The organism is Saccharopolyspora elongata, from assembly GCF_004348985.1.
GTDB classification, from domain to species: domain Bacteria; phylum Actinomycetota; class Actinomycetes; order Mycobacteriales; family Pseudonocardiaceae; genus Saccharopolyspora; species Saccharopolyspora elongata.
Window position 1 is genome coordinate 146,120 of record NZ_SMKW01000004.1, and the last position, 17,395, is coordinate 163,514.

The window sequence follows — 17,395 nt, forward strand, 5'->3', positions numbered from 1 at the left end:
TGCACCCACCAACTGAGGTCTCACCCCATGTCCGACGATCGCATCGTCGTGTCCGGCCTGTCCTTCTCCTGGCCCGACGACACCCCCGTCTTCTCCGGGCTTTCCTTCACCGTTCCCAGCAGCCGCGCCGGTTTCGCGGCCTCGAACGGAGCCGGGAAGCCGGCGATGTTCAAACTCATCGCCGGGCGGCTGGAGAGTGCGCTCAACGCCTTCCGCGGCGCGTTCGTCGTCCATGACGAACGCATCCTGGGCGAGATCCGGGTGGACCGCGGGCTGCTGGAAACTGCCGCCCCCACCGCGACCCGGTGAGCCGGGCCACGGCAATGGTCGAAGCAGCTCTGATCGCGCACGACGTCGTGCGCGTGCTCGGTGATCGGCGGGTGCTCGACGGCATCTCGCTCACGGCGGCTCCGGGCCGCAGGATCGGGTTGATCGGTGAGAACGGCGTCGGGAAGTCCACGTTGTTGCGCGTGCTCGCCGGGGTCGACCGGCCCGACCGCGGCAGCGTGCAACGCCCGCCGGATCTCGGTTACCTCCGCCAGGAGATGCCGTTCCACTCAGAGTCCACAGTGTCCGGTGTGATCGACGACGCGCTCGCCGACGTCCGCGAAGATCTCGCCGAGATCGACCGGCTTTCCGGGCTTCTCGCGGACGCGCCGGATGACGGCGATCTCCTCGCCGAGTACGCCGAGAGCCTGGAACGGGCGCAGCGCCACGAGGCGTGGGACGCCGACCGCCGGGCGGAGATGGTGCTCACCGGCCTGGGCCTCGGCTCCGTCGCGCACGACCGCGCCCTCGCCTCCCTGTCCGGCGGCCAGCGCGGGCGGCTGGCGCTGGCCGCGCTGGTGGTCCGCAGGCCTTCTGCGCTGTTGCTCGACGAACCGACCAACCACCTCGACGATGACGCGGCCGAATTCCTGGAGGAGCAACTGCGCAGCCAGCCGGGAACCGTCGTGCTGGCCAGCCACGACAGGGCGTTCCTCGATGCGGTCTGCACGGACCTGATCGACCTCGACCCGGCCGTGGACGGCCCGGCCCGCTACGGCGGCGGCTACAGCGACTACCTGGCGCAGCGGCGGGCTGAGCGGGAACGCTGGCAGCGGCGCTACGCCGAGGAGCAGGAGGAGATCGCCGCCCTGCGAGACTCGCTCGGCGTGACCACCCACCAGGTCGCGCCGAATCGCGCCAAGCGCGACAACGAGAAGATGGGCTACGGACACCGAGCCGGGCGGGTGCAGAACCAGATCGCGCGGCGCGTGCGCAACGCGGCACGCAGGCTTGAAGAACTGGAACGCCACCAGGTTCCTGCGCCGCCGCAACCTCTGCGGTTCCGCCCGGACTCTCTCGCGGAGCATGCAGAAGGGGAACTCCTAGTGGCGTTGCGCGACGTTCACGTGCCCGGGAGGCTTTCGGTCGGGCACCTGGACGTTTCGGTCACCGAACGGCTACTCGTGACCGGGCCCAACGGTGCGGGGAAGTCGACCCTGCTGCTTGTGCTGGCCGGCCGGCTCGACCAGGAGGGCGTGCGGTGGCGGCCCGGGATTCGCGTCGGCCTGCTCGGCCAGGACACCGAGTTCGACCAGCCGGGACGCACCGCGCGGGCGACGTACGAGGCGGCGGTCGGCGCTGCCCGGGCGGAAACCGTCCCGCTCGGCTCGCTGGGATTGCTGCCGGAACGGGACCTGGACAGACCTGTCGGGGAGTTGTCGGTGGGGCAGCGTCGACGGCTTGCCCTGGCTCTGCTGGTCGCACGCCCTCCGCACCTGCTCCTGCTCGACGAGCCCACCAACCACCTGTCACCCAGCCTGTGCGACGAGCTGGAGGACGCACTGGGCCCCGGACCGGGCGCGATCGTGGTCGCCAGCCACGATCGCTGGATGCGCACACGATGGCGCGGAGTCGAAGTTCGTGTCGACAGTGGACGACTGCTGGACGCGAACCCTGTGGCAGGTCAGCAGGAATTCGTGATGCGATTGATCCAGTAGGGTCACCTCGAAGGCCCGCTGCCCTCACCGGCAGCGGGCCGTCTCGGTGTCATCTCCCTCGTAGGACCGCCGGAGCGTCACCCGAGCCGAGATACTTGGCGTGGAGCTGTCCGCAGGCGGCGTCGATGTCGGCACCGAGCTGGCGGCGCCTGGTGGCGTTCACCCCGCGGGCGATGAGACCGTTCACGAACTCGTCGACGCGCCTGGACGAAGGCGCGCGATAGCCCGGAACCGCGCCTGTCGCCTCGTTGTAGCGGATGACGCTGACGTGGAACAGCTCCGGCCGAGATCGCCGGCGCACCAGCTCGGCCACGGCCGCGAGGTGGTCGTCGCTGTCGTTGACACCGGCGATCAACAGGTAGGCCAGGTAGACTTTGCGCCTGCTCGCGGCCGCGTGCCGATCGAGGATGTCGAGGTTCCGCGCGAGCGAGAACCGGTCTTCCAGCGGGATGATTCGTGCGCGCTGCTGGGGGAACGGTGAGTGCACGGACAACGTGATCGTCACCTGGGGGTGCTGTTCGACCAGCCGGGCGAGGTTCGGCGCGACTCCGACGGTCGAGACGGTCAGCCGTCGCGGGGACATCCCGGCGTAGCCGGGGTCGGTGAGGAGGGTGAGCGCGTCGAACAGGTGCGGGTTCGCGAGTGCTTCGCCCATTCCCATGAACGCGACGCTCGTCGGCCGGGGAAGACCCGTGCGCGTCCAGTGCGGGTGCATGACCTGGGAGGCGATCTCGTCCGCGCTCAGGTTGCGGACCAGACCCACGGCCCCGGTCGCGCAGAACGTGCAGCCCAGACCGCAACCGGCTTGGGAGGAGACGCACATGGAGTCCCACCCGGCCCGGTAGTGCGAGACGACGGTCTCGATCCGCGCCCCGGTGTCCGAGGCGAACAGAACCTTCTCGACCTGCTCGCCGTGCTGCACCTCCAGCGGCGTGAGCGTGTGCATCCGCGGGCCGAACCGCTCGGCCAGCTCGGCGCGCAGCGCCGCCGGGAGCACATGCACCTCAGCGAACGTCTCGGCGGTCGAGTTCTGCCAAGCGTCGATCAGCTGCCGGAACCGGAAAGCGGGGGCTCCCGCCTCGGCGAGATGGTCGCGAATCCGCATCCAGCGGCTTCTCGGGGCGAGGACGGCGCTCATCTGTCACCGTCCAATGCGGATAGAGCCTCTCGGCCGCGGTAGAAGCCGCAGTGCGCGCACACCCGATGCGGCGGGGTGGGCTTTCCGCAGGCGGGATTCGCGCAGGCGGCGAGCGCCGGGGCGCTGGCCTTCCAGCGCGCGCGGCGATGACGGGTGCGGGAACGGGACGTGCGGTGCTGCATGTGCCGGCCTTTCTGGAGGATGCGGATCAGCGGAGCTGACGGCGCAACCGACCACAGGCCAGGCGTCGATGCGGTGGCGGAGTCGATGCCGGGGCGATGAATCCGGCAATACGAGATCGACATCGCGCGTTCGCAAGCACGGACTCGTGGCCGAGGTCGGTGCGGCGCGAACGTGCCGGTGAAGTTCGCGCAGGGAAGTCACAGCCTCGAACAGGCGGATCTACAGCCCTGCGCTGGGGAAGGTCATCCACGGACCCGGGAGCCATGCTTCCGCGGGCGGGTGAAGGCCACCGGCAGTTCGGTGGCTAGATTCTGTCGACCTCGATCACGTTCGACATGCTAGCAGCGCGGAACGTCGCGCTGTGTAGCGACGTCCGGGACGAGGGCCGGAAGAAGCACTGAGCCAGCCCGGAAAGGAGCTGTCAGGCTTGCACGCCGCGGTAGCTGACCGGGCTGTCGGTGGGGGCGGCGTAGCGGCCGAGGCGTGTGCGGGGAGCTTCCGGGTTCCTCTCGCGGGCGGCTTGCAAGAGGGCGAAGAAGGGGATGTCGCCTCCTCCTTCGCGGACGGCCGGCTGCACGACGTGCGGGCGGAGGAGGTAGATGTTCCTCTCCACTTCCTCCGGTGGGAGCCCTTCGGCCGGCTCCCGGTATCGCCAGGCGCCGGAGCGGTTGCGGATCCCGACCTCTCCGGCGTACCAGATGGCGCCTTGCGCGAAAGGTGCTTCCTCGTCCCGCTCGAACGCCTCGCCGCCGGGGTACCGCTCGGTGACCAGGCGCCCGAGGACGTCCAGCGATGCGGGGGAGAAGTCCCACGCGGCCTTCTCGACGCCCGTGTCCGCCACCCACGCGTCGAACTGCGCTGTCCGGGCTGCCAGCCATCCTGCCAGCCACGGGTGCTGGTCCTCCGAACCCCACGGGTCCAGACCCGGGGTCGGCTCCTTGACCGGCTTCCACCCCGGATGCTCGGCCTGCCGTTCGAGCACGGCGTCCCGCAGCATGTCGGCAGCACCGGTGAACACGCCGAACACCGGGCTTTCCAGCGCTTCCACGATGAGGTTCAGCGGGTCGACCGGCTCCAGGTGCAGTTCCGGAGCCGGAAGCACCACGGGCCGCTCGTCGGCGGCCCAGCCCCACTGGCCGCCGGCGATCATCATCAACGACTCGCCGAGGTAGGCCATCGCGCCGCGCAGGAAGTCCGCGGCATCGGGGCCGCCCTCGGGGCGGTAGGAGTTGACGAGTGCTTCTTCCAGCACCAGCAGGGAATCCGCGGACATGTCGGGCTGGAACTCGAATTCCTGGTCCACGTGCCAGGTCTCGAGGCGCATCACCAGGGGCTGGACATCGTTGATCCACTGGTTCAGCTCGTCCCCGGACGTGCTCGGGGCCGCGGCAGTGCTGTCGGGCATGACGATCACTCTAGGGACGCTCGCCGACATCCCGGGCTGAATCGGCCGATGTTGCGCTACTGGGGGCCGCAGCGGGCCAGGCCGCGGAGCGCTCGCGCCCTGGCGACCGGGCTAGGGGCGCTCTCGGTCAGCTCGACCGCGGCCAGGAACTGCTTCCTGGCGTCCGAAGGGCGGCCTGCCGCGAGGTACGCGTCGCCGAGGTGGTTGCGGATCTCGATCGTGGTCTCGACCGCGTCGGCGTCGACGGCGTCCAGCGCGGCGAGATGCCGGGCGATCGCGGTGTCCAGGTCGCCGGACTGCTCCGCCACGGTGCCCAGGTGGGTCAGCGCGAACCCGCGGATCAGGACATCGCCGGTTCGCTGCGCGAGATCCAGCGCCTCGGCGAGCACCTCGCCTGCCTCCTGCGTGGCGCCGACCCGGCACAGCTGCTCGCCGAGCGCGCACACGGTCATCGTGCGCATCCGCGGATCGTTCAGCTCGGCCGCGAGCACCGCCGCGGCGCGCAGCTGTTCCAACGCGACGTCGTGCCGGCGCATCTGGCCGTGGAGCATTCCGAGGTTGGACAGCATGAGGATCCGGAGGCGGTCGTAGCCGAGGTCTTCGGCGACGCCCAGCGCCCGCGTCAGGTACCCGGCGGCCTCGTCGTGCCGGCCCAGGGACCTGGCCGCGGCGCCCAGCCCGCCGAGCGCCCGGGTCTGGCCCTCCTCGTCGTCCAGCGCCCGGTATCCGGTGAGGGCCTTCTCGAAGCAGTCCCGCGCCTGCTGGTAGGCGCCGCGCATGCCGTGCACGTTCGCCAGGCTTGTCCACAGTGGAGCGGTCCGCCGCGGATCGGTTTCGGCGGCGAGCACGCACTCGTGCATCCGGCGGGCATCGGAGAACCAGGTGCGCATGGTGTACGGGTCCACGATGGCGGAGGTGATCCGCCCGGCCGCCGCCAGGTGGCCGGTTCGCGCGGCGTGCTCGACCAGTTCCAGCAGCGTCACCCGGCATCCGGTCAGCCAGTCCGCGGCGCTTTCGGCATCGGTGAACGGGAATCCGCCCCGGTCGTCCGGTTCCGGATCCGGTTCACCGGTCAGCAGGACCCTGCTGCGGCGGGTCGCCCGCTGGTAGTGGTCCAGCACCCGTTCCAGCGCCCCCGGCTCCGGCGCGGACTCGGCCAGCCTGCGGGCGTAGTCGGTCGCCAGGTCGTGCAGCCGGTACCGGTCGATCGCCGCCACGTCGAGCAGGCCGGCGTCGACCACCCGCTCTAGCAACTGCCCGGCCTCCGGCGGTGCGACGTCGGCGAGCGCTGCGACGCAGTACTGATCCGGTGCGATGCCAGGAATCTCGCCCAGCAGGCGGAAGATCCGCTGCTCGGCCGCGGGCAGCCGGCTGTAGGACAGCGCGAACGCCGCCTCGATGCTGCGGTCGCCGACCGCGAGCTCGGACAGCCTGCGATTGCCGTCCGCGAGCCGGCTCGCCAGGTACGCGAAGGTCCACGCCGGTCGGCTGCGCATTCGGGCCGCGACGATCCGGAGCGCCAGCGGCAGGCCTCCGCACGCCCGCACGACGTCGCGCACGGCGCCCGGCTCGGCCTCCGCCCTGACCGCACCGATGAGCCTGGACAGCAGGGCGGTGGCGGCGTCGTCGCCGAGCGCATCGAGGGTGACCTGGTGGTCGACGTCGAGGTCGACCAGCCGGGTCCGGCTGGTCACCAGCACCCGGTTGCCACCCCCACCCGGCAGCAGCGGGCGGACTTGCTCGGCTGACGCGGCGTTGTCGAGCACGACCAGCAGTTGGGCGTCGGCGGTCGCGGCGCGCCACACCGCGGCCCGCTCGTCGACGTCGTCCGGCACATCCCGGTCCGCCACGCCGATCGTGCGCAGCAACCGGCCGAGCGCGTCCGCCGGACCGAGCGGCGACCGGCCTGCCGTGTGCCCGTGCAAGTCGAGGAACAGCGCGCCATCGGGATAGGCCGGGCGCAGCTGGTGGGCGAGGTAGACGACCAGCGCCGACTTCCCGACCCCGGCGATGCCGTCGACGGCGACCAGGTGCGGTGCGCCATCGGCACGCGGTGACAGGTGCTCGGTGAGCGCGGAGATCTGGTCCGCTCTGCCTTCCAGGCGAACGTTGTCGGGCGGCAGCTCGACGCGTCCGGCGCCGCGCCGCACGGGCGGAGCGATCCGCTCGCCGAGACCGATCGTGACGTCGTCCTCGCGCAGCACGGCTTGGTGCAGCGCGCGAAGCTCGTGCCCCGGCTCCACGCCGAGGCCCCGCACCATGCGATCGCGCAGATTCCGGTAGTCCTGCAGAGCGTCGGCCACCCAGCCACCGCCGTACCGGGCCCGCATCAGCAGCGCCACGCTCGGCTCGTCGTAGGGGTGCTCCGCGATGAGTGCGCTCAGCGCGTCGATCGCGGCGGAGTGCCGGCCGCTGCGGATCCACAGATCCGCGAGTCGTCGCCACGCGGTGAGACCGCGATCGAGCAGCCGCTGCCGTTCGGCCGCCGCGTGGCCGCCGGGCAGCCCGGCCAGCGGTTCTCCGTCGAGCAGTGCCGTGGCGCTGGTGAGCGCGGCCTCGGCGTCCACCTGCCGGTCGGCGGCCAGCGCTGCGGTCGCCCGGTCCACCAGGCCGTCGAACTCGGCGGCATCCAGGTATGCGGACGCGGTGATCTGGTAGCCGGCCCCGTGCCGCCGGATGACGTCGTCGGTCGCCCCGGCGGCGCGGAACGCGGCGCGCAGTCGGTAGAGGTAGACGGAGACGACATTGGACCCGCTGGCCGGCGGCTCCTTGCCCCAGATCGCCCCGAGCAGCTCGTCCGCAGTCCGAACCGCGTTGCGGTTCAGCAGGAGCGCGGCGAGCACCGCCTGCTGGCGGACCGGGCCGAGCCCCACCGGCTCGTCGCCGCACCAGGCCCGCAGCGGCCCGAGGACGGCGAACCGCAGCGCGGGAGTGCCCTCGTCGCTGGCGATCGCGCCCTCCTTCGACCGGACGAGGTCGCTCACCCGAGCGACGGCGTTCCATCGGCGCACACCCTAGCCGCCGGTCCGCCGCGCGGAGGCGTTCCCGCGCCGTGGGTCGAGCCGGTGAAGTTCGCCGCCAGAACGCGCGGTCGCGGACGCATCCGTGGCCCGCGTCCAGAACGACGCGGGCCACGGAGATCTGTTCCTCGGTCGGCAGGGGTTCAGTAGCCGGCACCGGCCTCCTGCAGCGCTTGCCAGAACCCGTGGACGATCTGGTCACCGGGCAGGCCGAACGAGTTCAGCACGTTCGCCCAGGCAATGGTGTCTCCCGACTGCGTGAGACCGTCCATCACGCCCTTGTAGATCTCGTTGTCGTTCAGCATTTCCCGTGGCATCGGGGCCGGGAATGCGGCCGGGCCCCAGGTGATCGGCGCGGACGGCGGGAGCAGCAGGTGCCCGACGTTCGCGAAGTTGGCCGGCCTGGCCCAGAAGCTCAGGTTCGGATCCGCGTCGCCGTAGGCACCGTGCGCGGTGTTGAGCCGCTGTAGCTGACCGGAGAACGCCTGCGCGTTGGAGATCGGGTTCGCGGCGTTGCAGACGACGTCGTCCTCCCGGCAGATGCTCGCCACCTCGATGTCGCGGAAGTCGTGCGGCCCAGGGGTGTGCATGCCCGGGCCGTCCGGAGCGACCGACATGATGCCGCCGGAGGGCCCCTGCGCGCCGGTGTCGGCGACGCCGCGGCGCGGATCGGCGATCAGCATGGCGTTGACCAGGTGGTGCGGGACCTCGTTCTTGCTCGCCAGCAGCTCGATCGCGTCGCCGGAGATCAGCGCGCCGAACGAGTAGCCGACGAGGGTGATCCTCGAACCCGGGCAGGCGCGGTGGAAGTCGACGACCCGCTTCTCCAGCGCCGGGGCCGCCACCCGGCGCGTGTTGTCCAGGCTGTGCGGGTGCACGCCCGGGACGATCCCGTCCTCGTACCGGAACTTCTCCATGTGCGCCCCGGCCGGCACGGCCGTTCCGGCGTCGTCCCAGGTCCGGCCGGTCAGCCCCCGGCCCCTGCCGTCGGTCAGGAGGTAGAGATGACTGCAGTCCGCCGTCACCGCCGGTTCCGGCGCGGCCGCCGCGATCTCGACACCACCCAGACCCGCGGCCAGTGCGACGCCCGCCAGCGCCAGACACGCCTTCTTCACCAATCGCATGGAATTCCTTTCCATCTGCGCGCAGCATCGACCGCACATTCCGCGGAAAGTGCGCGCGCTGCGCTGAGGAGGAACGAAAACGGTTGAACCGGGCCCGGATACGGTGAGCATGATCGTCGGGCGGCGATCACGGGGTCAACCCGGATCAGGCGGGAAATCCATTCGCGCCGCCCGATTTCATCGCCATTTCATCGATGCGGGAACGGGCGCCCGGGAATCGCGGATACCGGCCGGGTTTTCGGTGAGGCGGCGCGCAGGAACGGGCTACGGCTCGATGAGCCCGGTCCGGATGGCGTAGCGGGTGAGTTCGAGGCGGTCCCGCAGCCCGAGCTTCTGCAGCAGGTTGGCGCGGTGCCGTTCGACCGTCTTGATGCTGATGACGAGCAGGTCGGCGATCTCCCTCGACGAGTGGCCCTCGGCGACCAGCTTGAGGATCTCCTCCTCGCGGCGGGTGATGACCCTGGTGCTCGACTCCTCATCGGCGGCGTGGTCGAGGTAGTTGCGGATCAGCGCCGTGACCGCGCCGGGGTAGAGGAAGGGTTCGCCGCGCATGGCGGCGCGGCACGCCTCGACCAGGTCGCGGTCCGCGACGGATTTCAGCACGTACCCGGACGCACCGGCCTTGAGGGCTTCGAAGAAGTACTGCTCGTTGTCATACATGGTCAGGATGAGGATGCGCAGATCGGGGTGGCGGCGGGAAAGCTCGGCGGTCGCCTGCAATCCGGTGAGCCGGGGCATGGCGATGTCGAGGATGGCGAGGTCGGGCTCGTCGGTGCGGGCCTTCTCGATCGCCTCCGCGCCATCACCCGCCTCGGCGACGACGACCAGGTCCGGTTCGTTGTCGAGGATGAGGCGGACCCCGCGGCGGACCAGGGCGTGATCGTCGGCGAGCAGGATGCGGGTCTTCGTCGCGTCAGACATGCGCAGGCGCTTTCGTCGCGGTGGGCACGTGCAGGCGCACCTCGGTGCCGCCCCCGGGGCGGGGGCCGAGGGTGAGCTCGGCGCCGATGAGCAGCGCCCGCTCCCGCATGCCGCGAATGCCTGCGCCTTCGGCGGCGTCGCCGATCCCGCGGCCGTTGTCGCGGACGTACAGCTCCACCGCGGTCGGGCCGCGCAGCAGCGAGAGATCGAGGCGGGTGGCGCGGGCGTGGCGGACCGTGTTGGTGAGGCCTTCCTGCGCGACCCGGTAGAGGACCAGTTCGACGGCGCCGCCGAGATCGGGCAGGTCGTTGTCGACGTGGCAGCGCGCGGTGAGCCCGCTGTGCGGCAGGACCTCGGTGGTGAGCGCCTTGAGCGCGCTGACCAGCCCGAGTTCTTCCAGGACACCGGGGCGCAGCCGGCGGGCGATGCGGCGGATCTCCTCCAGGCTGCCGCGGGTGATCTCCTGGACGTGGTGCAACGCGGTCGCGACGGAGTCCGGGGAGTCGTCCGCGACCCGCTTGAGTTCGAGCAGGACCGCGGTGAGGGTCTGGCCCACCTCGTCGTGGAGTTCCTGCGCGATGCGGTGGCGCTCGGCTTCCTGCGCGGACAGGGCGACCGCGCTGCTGGTGGCGCGCTCGGCTTCGAGCCGGTCGAGCATGGTGTTGAAGGTCCTGATCAGGTCGGCGACCTCCCCGCTGCCGGTGACCTCGGGGCGGGAGCCCGGGCGCAGCGGGTCGATCGCCCGCATCGCTCGGGCGAGCCGCCGCAGGGGCGCCAGCCCGGCGCCCAGCAGGACGGCGTTGACCAGCAGCATCGCCGCGAGGCCGGCGGCCAGGATCAGGGCCTCGGTGACGAAGAACGGGGTGGAGACGGTGGCCGGCCCCCACAGGAGCAGCGCGGCGCCCGCGATCAGCACCGCGGTGTTGAGCAGGAACAGCCTCCAGAACAGGGACACGATGCCCGGCCTCCTCGCCTGTCGCTGTGCCCACTATCGCGCAAGTTCGTGCGCCCGTCGTGCGCTCGACCAGCGCCTCCGCTCGCCAGTGCGCCCCAGCTTGTCGGCGTCGCGACGGTGCTGTCCATCCGGGAGCTCACCCACGCCGCGCACCGGGCGGACCACGGAGGCGGACCCGATTGCATGATCGGCACCCCGGGAAATGGGTGTCGCCCGGGATGGCGTCCATGCCGGGCGGTCGGAGAGCCTCAGAACGTCACCGCCACGCGCGAGACGAAGGAGCGCTCTCGGGGGAAGGACCAGCCATGGCACCCATCGGATCACGGCGGCCCGCAGGTCCCGCGAAGCAGGCCGCCGGCCGCCCACCAGCGGCGACCCGTCCGGAACACGACCACCGGCCGACGACGGACCGGATCGTGCTGGTCATCGCGCTCGGGGCGATCGGGGCGGGTCTCGTGCTCGGACACGCCTTGCTCCTCGCGGGCGGCCTCGTCCTCGCCGCCTCCATCGGGCACCTCGCCTGGCGGCCGAACCGCTGACGGGCACGAGCCCGGGGCGAACAGTGGGACGCGCCGACACGGGCCCGGTCGACCGGGTGGCTCCCGTCGCGGATGACGGGGAGGCGCGGTCGTGACCACCGCCTTGACGATCCTCGTCTTCCTGACCGCGTTCGTGCTGATCGCCACCGAACGCATCCACCGGGTCGCCGCCGCGCTCGGCGGGGTCGCCGTCATGGTGCTGCTGGGCGCGGTGGACGCCCACAGCGCATTCTTCAGCGAGAAGACCGGCATCGACTGGAACGTGATCTTCCTGCTGCTGGGCATGATGATCACGGTCAGCGTGCTCAAGCACACCGGGGTCTTCGACTACCTAGCCATCTGGTCGGCCAAGAAGAGCCGCGGCCGGTCCTTCCGGCTGATGGTCATCCTGGTGCTGTTCACCGCCGTCGTCTCGGCATTCCTCGACAGCGTCACGGTCATGCTCCTCATCGCACCGATCACGCTCGCGGTCTGCCAACGACTCCGGCTGCCGGTCGTGCCCTTCCTGATCGCCGAGGTCCTCGCCGCGAACATCGGCGGCACCGCCACCTTGATCGGCGACCCGCCGAACATCATGATCGGCAGCCGGGCGGGCCTGTCGTTCGCCGACTTCCTGGTCAACCTCGCGCCCATCACCGTCGTCCTGCTCGCGGTCTTCATCGCGCTGTGCCGGGTGCTGTTCCGCAAGGCGTTCCTGGACGCGGAAGAGCACATGGCCGAGATCATGGAGCTGGACGGCAAGGACTCCATCCACGACCACCGGCTGCTCCGGCGCTGCCTGGTCGTGGCGGGCGCGGTCGTGATCGCGTTCGTCCTGCACGGCCCGATCGGCATCGACCCCGCGTTCGTCGGACTGCTCGGCGCCGGGCTCATGGTGCTCGTCTCGGGCACCACCACCAAGCAGTTCCTCCAGGAGGTCGACTGGTCCACCCTCGTGTTCTTCATGGGGCTGTTCGTGATGGTGGGCGGGCTGGTCGACGTCGGCGCGATCGACACCCTCGGCCGCGCCGCGATCGACCTGGTCGGCGACGACTACCTGCTGGCCGCGGTGGGGCTGATCATCGGTTCCGCGGCGGTCGGCGGCATGATCGACACCATCCCGTTCGTGGCGACCACGATGCCCATCGTCGAGGAACTCGTGGCCACCGTGCCCGATCCGGACACCGGCCGGGCGCTGTGGTGGTCGCTCGCGCTCGGGGCCGACCTCGGCGGCAACGCCACCGCGATCGGCGCGAGCGCCAACGTCGTCGCCATCGGCTGGGCGGCCCGCAACGGCCATCCCATCGGCTTCTGGGAGTTCACCAAGTACGGCCTCGTCGTCACCGCGGTGACCATCGCCCTGGCCACGCTCTACGTCTGGCTGCGGTACTTCGCGCTGTAGGCGGTGATCGCTGTCGGCTGTGCCGGCGACGAGCTCGCCGCGACCGGCGCCATCACGGTCGACCGACGCCGGGTGCTGGGGCTGGTCCCGGTGAACGTCGTCCTGGACGACCCCGGGCAGGCACGAGCCCTGCGGGACCGGGTGCGGACCGCGGTCCTGGGCGGCCACGACCCGGCCACCGCTGGGATCGAGGACCTCACCCTCGCCGCGTTCGCCGCCGAAGGCGACGTCCGGACCGCTTTCAGCGGCCGGGAACGCCACGCGCACCGGGGATGAGTTCCGGGCGTTCGCCGACCACGTCGACGCGGTGCTTCCTGGACTTCGGAAGGCGCTGGAGTGGTCCATCGCGGCGCGCCGAGGGGCTGCGGCCAGCTGAGCCGGCCGCCGCGCGACCCGCGGCGAATGCCCGGCCCAGCACATGATGAAGGCCCGCCGGGGGAGCGGCGGGCCTTCATCGGTTCTCGGTGATGGGTGCTGTTCGTCAGGCGGCGTAGCCCTTGGGCTCGATCAGCGAGGCGAGCTGGTCGAGGCTCAGCCAGTAGTCCTCGATCCCGCTGAACCGCGCCGGGTCGGAGATGTGCACCGTCTTGTCCGCCGCGTTGTAGCCGACGATCGCCACGTAGTGGTAGATCGTCTGGCTCGACGGGTAGCCGGGCGGCTGGTTGCCGGGCGCCGCGACGATGTTGGCCACCATCGCCTTGCCGTCGGTGACGTTGCGGACGGTGTCCGACCACAGCTGCTCGGTCATCTCCGGCGTCAGCGCGCGGTCGCTCCAGTCCCGGGCGACGTACTGGGTGCCGGTTCCCGCGAGCTGCTTGTTGAGCCCGTCGACGACCTGGCCGATGGTGTCCGTGCCGTTCTCGGTGGTGCCGAGTTCGGCGGCCAGCGCGCCCTGGTCCGGCAGCGCGTCGGTCTTGCTGGACAGCGCGATGCGGGCCGCCGTGGGGCCGCACCAGTAGCTGGTCTTCTGCGCCTGGTAGTCGACGTCGAGGGACTTGGTGACCGGCGGCGGGGCGGCCGCCGGGGCCGGGGCGGCCGGAGCCGGGGGAGCGGCGGGGGCCTCCGGGGCCGGAGGGGCCGCCGGGGCTGGGGGAGCGGCCGGGGCTTCGGGGGCGGCCTGGGCTTCGGGCGCCGGGGCGGCGGCAGGGGCCAGCGGAGCTTCGTTGTCGACGGTCCGGATCTGCGCGGGGTGCGGAGCGGCCTGCTCCGGGCCCGCGCCGGCCAGCAGCGGCTGACCGACCATCACGAGCGCGCCACCGGCGACGACCACCGGGAGCACCTTGCCGGACACCTTGCCGATGCGGGCGGCACCGTCCGCCTTCGGGCCGAACTTGTCAACGAGTGCGCGGACTGCGGCCTTCGGGGTGCGGCCGCCCGCGTTGCCATGCTTGTGCACGTGCGCCTTTCCGGGTCGGGGAAGGATCCGGGCAACACCGCCGGGGTGCGGTGGCCTCTCGGGGCGAGGCGTCGTGACCGGACCGTGATGTACAGCCACTAGCAACGTAACTAAGAGTCACCGAGGCTTCAACGTGTCACCTGATCAGGTCGGTATTTGACCCGCTTTGACTCCGCTCCGTAGTGGTTGGCGTTGATCGGTCGATAACTCCCCGGCAATTCCCGGAAGCGGCCGCCCCGGGATCCCGCGCCATCAACGCCGCTGGCGACATTTGCACTGGTGAGGAGCCTGGAAACCCGCCGCGCGGAGAGGGTCGAAGACACCGGCTCCCGGCTCGTCAGGGCCGAGATCGGTTCCTCGCGAGCCGACCCGCGAAGATCGGCCAAAATGCGATCGTGAGCCTGGGCACAGGGGCTGCGGTGACCGGTCGGGCCTGCAAGCGTCGTCGTGTGTTCGCCCGGAGTTGATCTCACCGGCTGCGCCGGGCTCACCACGGACTGGGCCCGGGTGCGGCCGGGTCCTCGGTGGCCCACGCCACGTGGCCGTCCGGCCAGATCAGCGCGGCGCGGACCGCCGCCCAGCCCGGGCGGTGCCCGGCGAGTTCGTCGCGGCCGCCGGCGAAGTCGAGCTCGACGTGACGCCCGGGAGGAAGTGGCGGTGAAATGGTGGGGCTTCTGGATTCAGTGCACGGCGGTGGTGTCGGAGGCGTTCTCCGGTGCTGGGACGTGACCGGTGGCTTCGTGCCGGCTGGTCAGCAGCGGGACGAGCGCCAACGCCAGCAGCGCCAGCACCGGCTGCGCGACCAGGGCGGCGATGAACGCCTGGCTGTAGGCCGCCGGCGCGGTGTCGGCGCCGAGGACGGTGAAGAACACCAGCCCGATCACGGTGACCCCGAACGCCATGCCGACCTGCATGATCGTCTGGATGACGCCGGAGGCCGCGCCCGCGTCCTTCTCCGGGACGTCGACCAGCACCGCCGCCACCAGCGGGCTCATGCCCAGGCCCTGGCCGAGGCCGATCACCGCCATCGACGGTGCCAGCATCCAGCCGGTCATGCCGGCGCCCGCGTTGATCGCCGTGAACAGGATGGCGACGTTGCCGAGGACGTTGACGGCGTAGCCGAGGCTCAGCACGTGGTTGCCCAGCCTGGGCTGCAACTTCGGGGCGAGCAGCGAACCGATCGTGAACGTCGCCGCCAGCGGGGTGAAGGTGAGGCCCGCGTACAGGGCGGTGCGGCCGAGACCGGCCTGGAGTTGCAGTGGTAGCAGGAAGAACAGGCCGCTGTTGCCCGCGAAGAACAGGAGAGCGATCGCGTTTCCCGCGCTGAAGCTGCGGATCTTGTACAGCTGTTGCGGCACCAGTGGTGAGTTGTCGCGGCTGGCGACCCGCCGTTCCCACAGCAGGAAGACGACCAGCGCCGGGACGGCCAGGACCAGCAGCGTGATGATCCACGACGGCCAGCCCAGTTCGCGGCCCTGGATCAGCGGGAAGATCAGCAGCACCAGGGTGACCGTCAGCAGGCCGACGCCCAGCGAATCCAGCCGCGCCTTGGCGGTGTCGGCGAGCTTCGGCAGGGTGGCGGCGGCGATCGCGATGGCGATCAGGCCGACCGGCACGTTGATCAGGAAGATCGGCCGCCAGGTCAGGCCGAACAGGTTGGCGCCGATCAACACGCCGCCGATGAGCTGGCCCGCGATGGAGGCGAGCCCGATCGTCGCACCGAACACGCTGAATGCCTTGGCGCGCGCGCGACCGGTGAACGTCAGCTGCAGGATGGACAGCACCTGCGGGTAGAAGATGGCGGCGCCGAGCGCCTGCACGATGCGGAACACGATCAGCAGCGCGGGATCGGGCGCCAGCCCGCAGGCCAGCGATGCCAGCGTGAACAGGCCGCTGCCCAGGAGGAACATCTTGCGGTGCCCGAAGATGTCGCCGAGCCGGCCGCCGGTCACCAGCACCACGCCGTAGACCAGGATGTACCCGCCGATGATGAGCTGTACCTCGGCGAAGCTCGCGCCCAGTTCGTCGCGGATGGCCGGGGTGGCGACGTTGACGATGAAGTCGTTGAGCATGGACAGGAACGTGCCGGTCATCACCGCGACGAGCATCAGCCACTGCTGGGCGGAGAGCTTCCCGGTGTCGGCCTCGGCCGGCGCAGTGCCCGGGGATTTGGGCGGTGCCATGAACGTTCAACCTTTCGGATCAAGGACTTCGTTCGTGCGTTCGTGGTCGAGAATCGGCTCGAACGGGCGGGGGAACAACGCCGAACTGCGGTAGGTTCGCTAAGGCACGTTTAACGATGGGGGCGATCGGGGTGGAGTTCCGCGAGTTGGAGACCTTCCTGGTGCTGACGGAGGAACTGCACTTCGGGCGCACCGCCGAACGGCTACACGTGTCTCCGCCGCGGGTCACCCAGAACCTCCAGTCCCTGGAACGCCGCATCGGGGGAAGGCTGTTCGACCGCACCAGCCGCCGCGTCGCACTCACCCCGCTGGGCAAGCAGTTCTGGCAGGACGTCAAGGACGCCTACCGGCAGCTGGACCGCGCGGTCGAACGGGCTTCCGCCACTGCGCGCGGCATCGAGGGCGTCCTCCACGTCGGCTTCCTCGGCTCCGGTGCCAACGAGTGGACCGCCGAGCTGGTGACCGAGTTCCGCACCCAGCACCCCGGCTGCGAGCTGCGGATGACCGAGGTGCACTGCGCCGACCCGCTCGGCCCGCTGCGCATCGGCGACGTGGACGCGCTGATCACCAGGTTGCCCGTGGCGGAGCCGGACCTGACGGTGGGGCCGGTGCTGCTGTCGGAACCGAGGATGCTCGCGGTCCCGGTCGGTCACCCGTTCGCCGGGCGTTCCTCGGTGTCGGTGGAGGACCTGGCCCGGGTGGAGGTCATCGACGTGGTGGGCCCGGCACCGGACTACTGGTGGGAGTTCCACGTCCCGACCACGACGCCGGGCGGCCGGCCGATCAACCGCCGCCAGGCCGTGCGCACCTTCCAGGAGCTGCTGACCGCGATCGCCAACGGGCAGGGCGTGTCGCCCGTGGTCGAATCGGTGTCCCGGTACTACGCGCGTCCGGACATCGCGCTCGTGCCGCTGCGCGGCATGCCGGACTCAGAGGTTGCGCTGGTGTGGCGCACGGCGGGGGAAACGGCTCGGGTGCGGGCGTTCGCAGAAGCCGCCGAGCGCGTTGTGATCAGTCACGACGACGAGAAGGCGCTCCGATTGGCGTGACACTTGGACGGATTCCGATTCGACCTGGCCGGCGGACTCACCCGTGGTGCGGACGGGCCGGTGCTGGAACAGCCGCCGGTGCTGTGGGAATCGAACCGTCCGGAATGCTCAGCGAA

At 70.9% G+C, this 17,395-nt stretch carries 16 protein-coding genes; 7 read left to right on the forward strand and 9 right to left on the reverse strand.

Features of this window, described 5'->3' with window-relative positions; genetic code table 11:
* The first annotated feature begins 27 nt into the window (after positions 1-27).
* Both E1288_RS50290 and E1288_RS04860 read left to right on the forward strand, forming a co-directional pair.
* Positions 28-309 (forward strand): hypothetical protein, encoded by a 282-nt coding sequence (locus tag E1288_RS50290; protein WP_207954174.1) that lies wholly within the window; start codon positions 28-30, stop codon positions 307-309.
* A 14-nt stretch (positions 310-323) separates the two neighbouring features.
* Positions 324-1,985, forward strand: coding sequence for an ABC-F family ATP-binding cassette domain-containing protein (locus E1288_RS04860; RefSeq protein ID WP_132481404.1), 1,662 nt, complete (start codon positions 324-326; stop codon positions 1,983-1,985).
* Between the two features lie 49 nt (positions 1,986-2,034).
* Here the strand turns inward: E1288_RS04860 and E1288_RS04865 are convergent, their stop codons facing one another.
* The 7 genes from E1288_RS04865 to E1288_RS04895 all read right to left on the reverse strand — a co-directional run bounded on the left by E1288_RS04865 (position 2,035) and on the right by E1288_RS04895 (position 10,731).
* Positions 2,035-3,090 (reverse strand): radical SAM protein, encoded by a 1,056-nt coding sequence (locus E1288_RS04865; RefSeq protein WP_207954175.1) that lies wholly within the window; start codon positions 3,088-3,090, stop codon positions 2,035-2,037.
* Positions 3,091-3,119: 29 nt separating this feature from the next.
* Entirely contained in the window at positions 3,120-3,428 is a 309-nt protein-coding gene (gene rpmF / locus E1288_RS50100) for a 50S ribosomal protein L32 (RefSeq protein WP_328592437.1), read from the reverse strand.
* A gap of 299 nt (positions 3,429-3,727) precedes the next feature.
* Positions 3,728-4,711: a hypothetical protein gene (locus E1288_RS04875; protein ID WP_132481410.1), complete on the reverse strand. Its 984-nt coding sequence runs from the start codon at positions 4,709-4,711 to the stop codon at positions 3,728-3,730.
* 56 nt (positions 4,712-4,767) lie between these two features.
* Complete coding sequence (locus E1288_RS04880) at positions 4,768-7,695, reverse strand: AfsR/SARP family transcriptional regulator (RefSeq protein WP_165967984.1); 2,928 nt, start codon at positions 7,693-7,695, stop codon at positions 4,768-4,770.
* A 179-nt stretch (positions 7,696-7,874) separates the two neighbouring features.
* Complete coding sequence (locus E1288_RS04885) at positions 7,875-8,855, reverse strand: cutinase family protein (protein ID WP_165967985.1); 981 nt, start codon at positions 8,853-8,855, stop codon at positions 7,875-7,877.
* Positions 8,856-9,119: 264 nt separating this feature from the next.
* Positions 9,120-9,776: a response regulator gene (locus E1288_RS04890; protein WP_132481419.1), complete on the reverse strand. Its 657-nt coding sequence runs from the start codon at positions 9,774-9,776 to the stop codon at positions 9,120-9,122.
* Positions 9,769-10,731, reverse strand: a complete 963-nt coding sequence (locus tag E1288_RS04895; RefSeq protein WP_132481422.1) for a HAMP domain-containing sensor histidine kinase — start codon at positions 10,729-10,731, stop codon at positions 9,769-9,771. The genes E1288_RS04890 and E1288_RS04895 overlap by 8 nt, the downstream gene beginning before the upstream one ends.
* Positions 10,732-11,036: 305 nt before the next feature.
* Here E1288_RS04895 and E1288_RS04900 point away from each other — a divergent pair, with 305 nt between their 5' ends.
* From E1288_RS04900 to E1288_RS04910, 3 genes are all read left to right on the forward strand, one after another.
* Positions 11,037-11,270 (forward strand): hypothetical protein, encoded by a 234-nt coding sequence (locus E1288_RS04900; RefSeq protein WP_132481425.1) that lies wholly within the window; start codon positions 11,037-11,039, stop codon positions 11,268-11,270.
* 91 nt (positions 11,271-11,361) lie between these two features.
* Positions 11,362-12,651, forward strand: a complete 1,290-nt coding sequence (locus E1288_RS04905; RefSeq protein ID WP_132481428.1) for an ArsB/NhaD family transporter — start codon at positions 11,362-11,364, stop codon at positions 12,649-12,651.
* A gap of 3 nt (positions 12,652-12,654) precedes the next feature.
* Entirely contained in the window at positions 12,655-12,927 is a 273-nt protein-coding gene (locus E1288_RS04910) for a GPP34 family phosphoprotein (protein ID WP_132481431.1), read from the forward strand.
* Between the two features lie 205 nt (positions 12,928-13,132).
* Here the strand turns inward: E1288_RS04910 and E1288_RS04915 are convergent, their stop codons facing one another.
* Positions 13,133-14,047, reverse strand: coding sequence for a C39 family peptidase (locus tag E1288_RS04915; protein WP_235883340.1), 915 nt, complete (start codon positions 14,045-14,047; stop codon positions 13,133-13,135).
* A gap of 538 nt (positions 14,048-14,585) precedes the next feature.
* Between E1288_RS04915 and E1288_RS49780 the strand changes: the two genes are divergently transcribed.
* Positions 14,586-14,708 (forward strand): hypothetical protein, encoded by a 123-nt coding sequence (locus E1288_RS49780; protein ID WP_268951793.1) that lies wholly within the window; start codon positions 14,586-14,588, stop codon positions 14,706-14,708.
* Between the two features lie 19 nt (positions 14,709-14,727).
* On the opposite strand, the gene E1288_RS04920 is transcribed toward E1288_RS49780, so the two are convergent.
* Complete coding sequence (locus E1288_RS04920) at positions 14,728-16,230, reverse strand: MFS transporter (protein WP_132481434.1); 1,503 nt, start codon at positions 16,228-16,230, stop codon at positions 14,728-14,730.
* 116 nt (positions 16,231-16,346) lie between these two features.
* Between E1288_RS04920 and E1288_RS04925 the strand changes: the two genes are divergently transcribed.
* Positions 16,347-17,279 carry a LysR family transcriptional regulator gene (locus tag E1288_RS04925; protein ID WP_235883341.1) on the forward strand — a complete coding sequence of 311 codons (933 nt, stop codon included), beginning with the start codon at positions 16,347-16,349 and terminating at the stop codon, positions 17,277-17,279.
* Positions 17,280-17,395 lie beyond the last annotated feature (116 nt).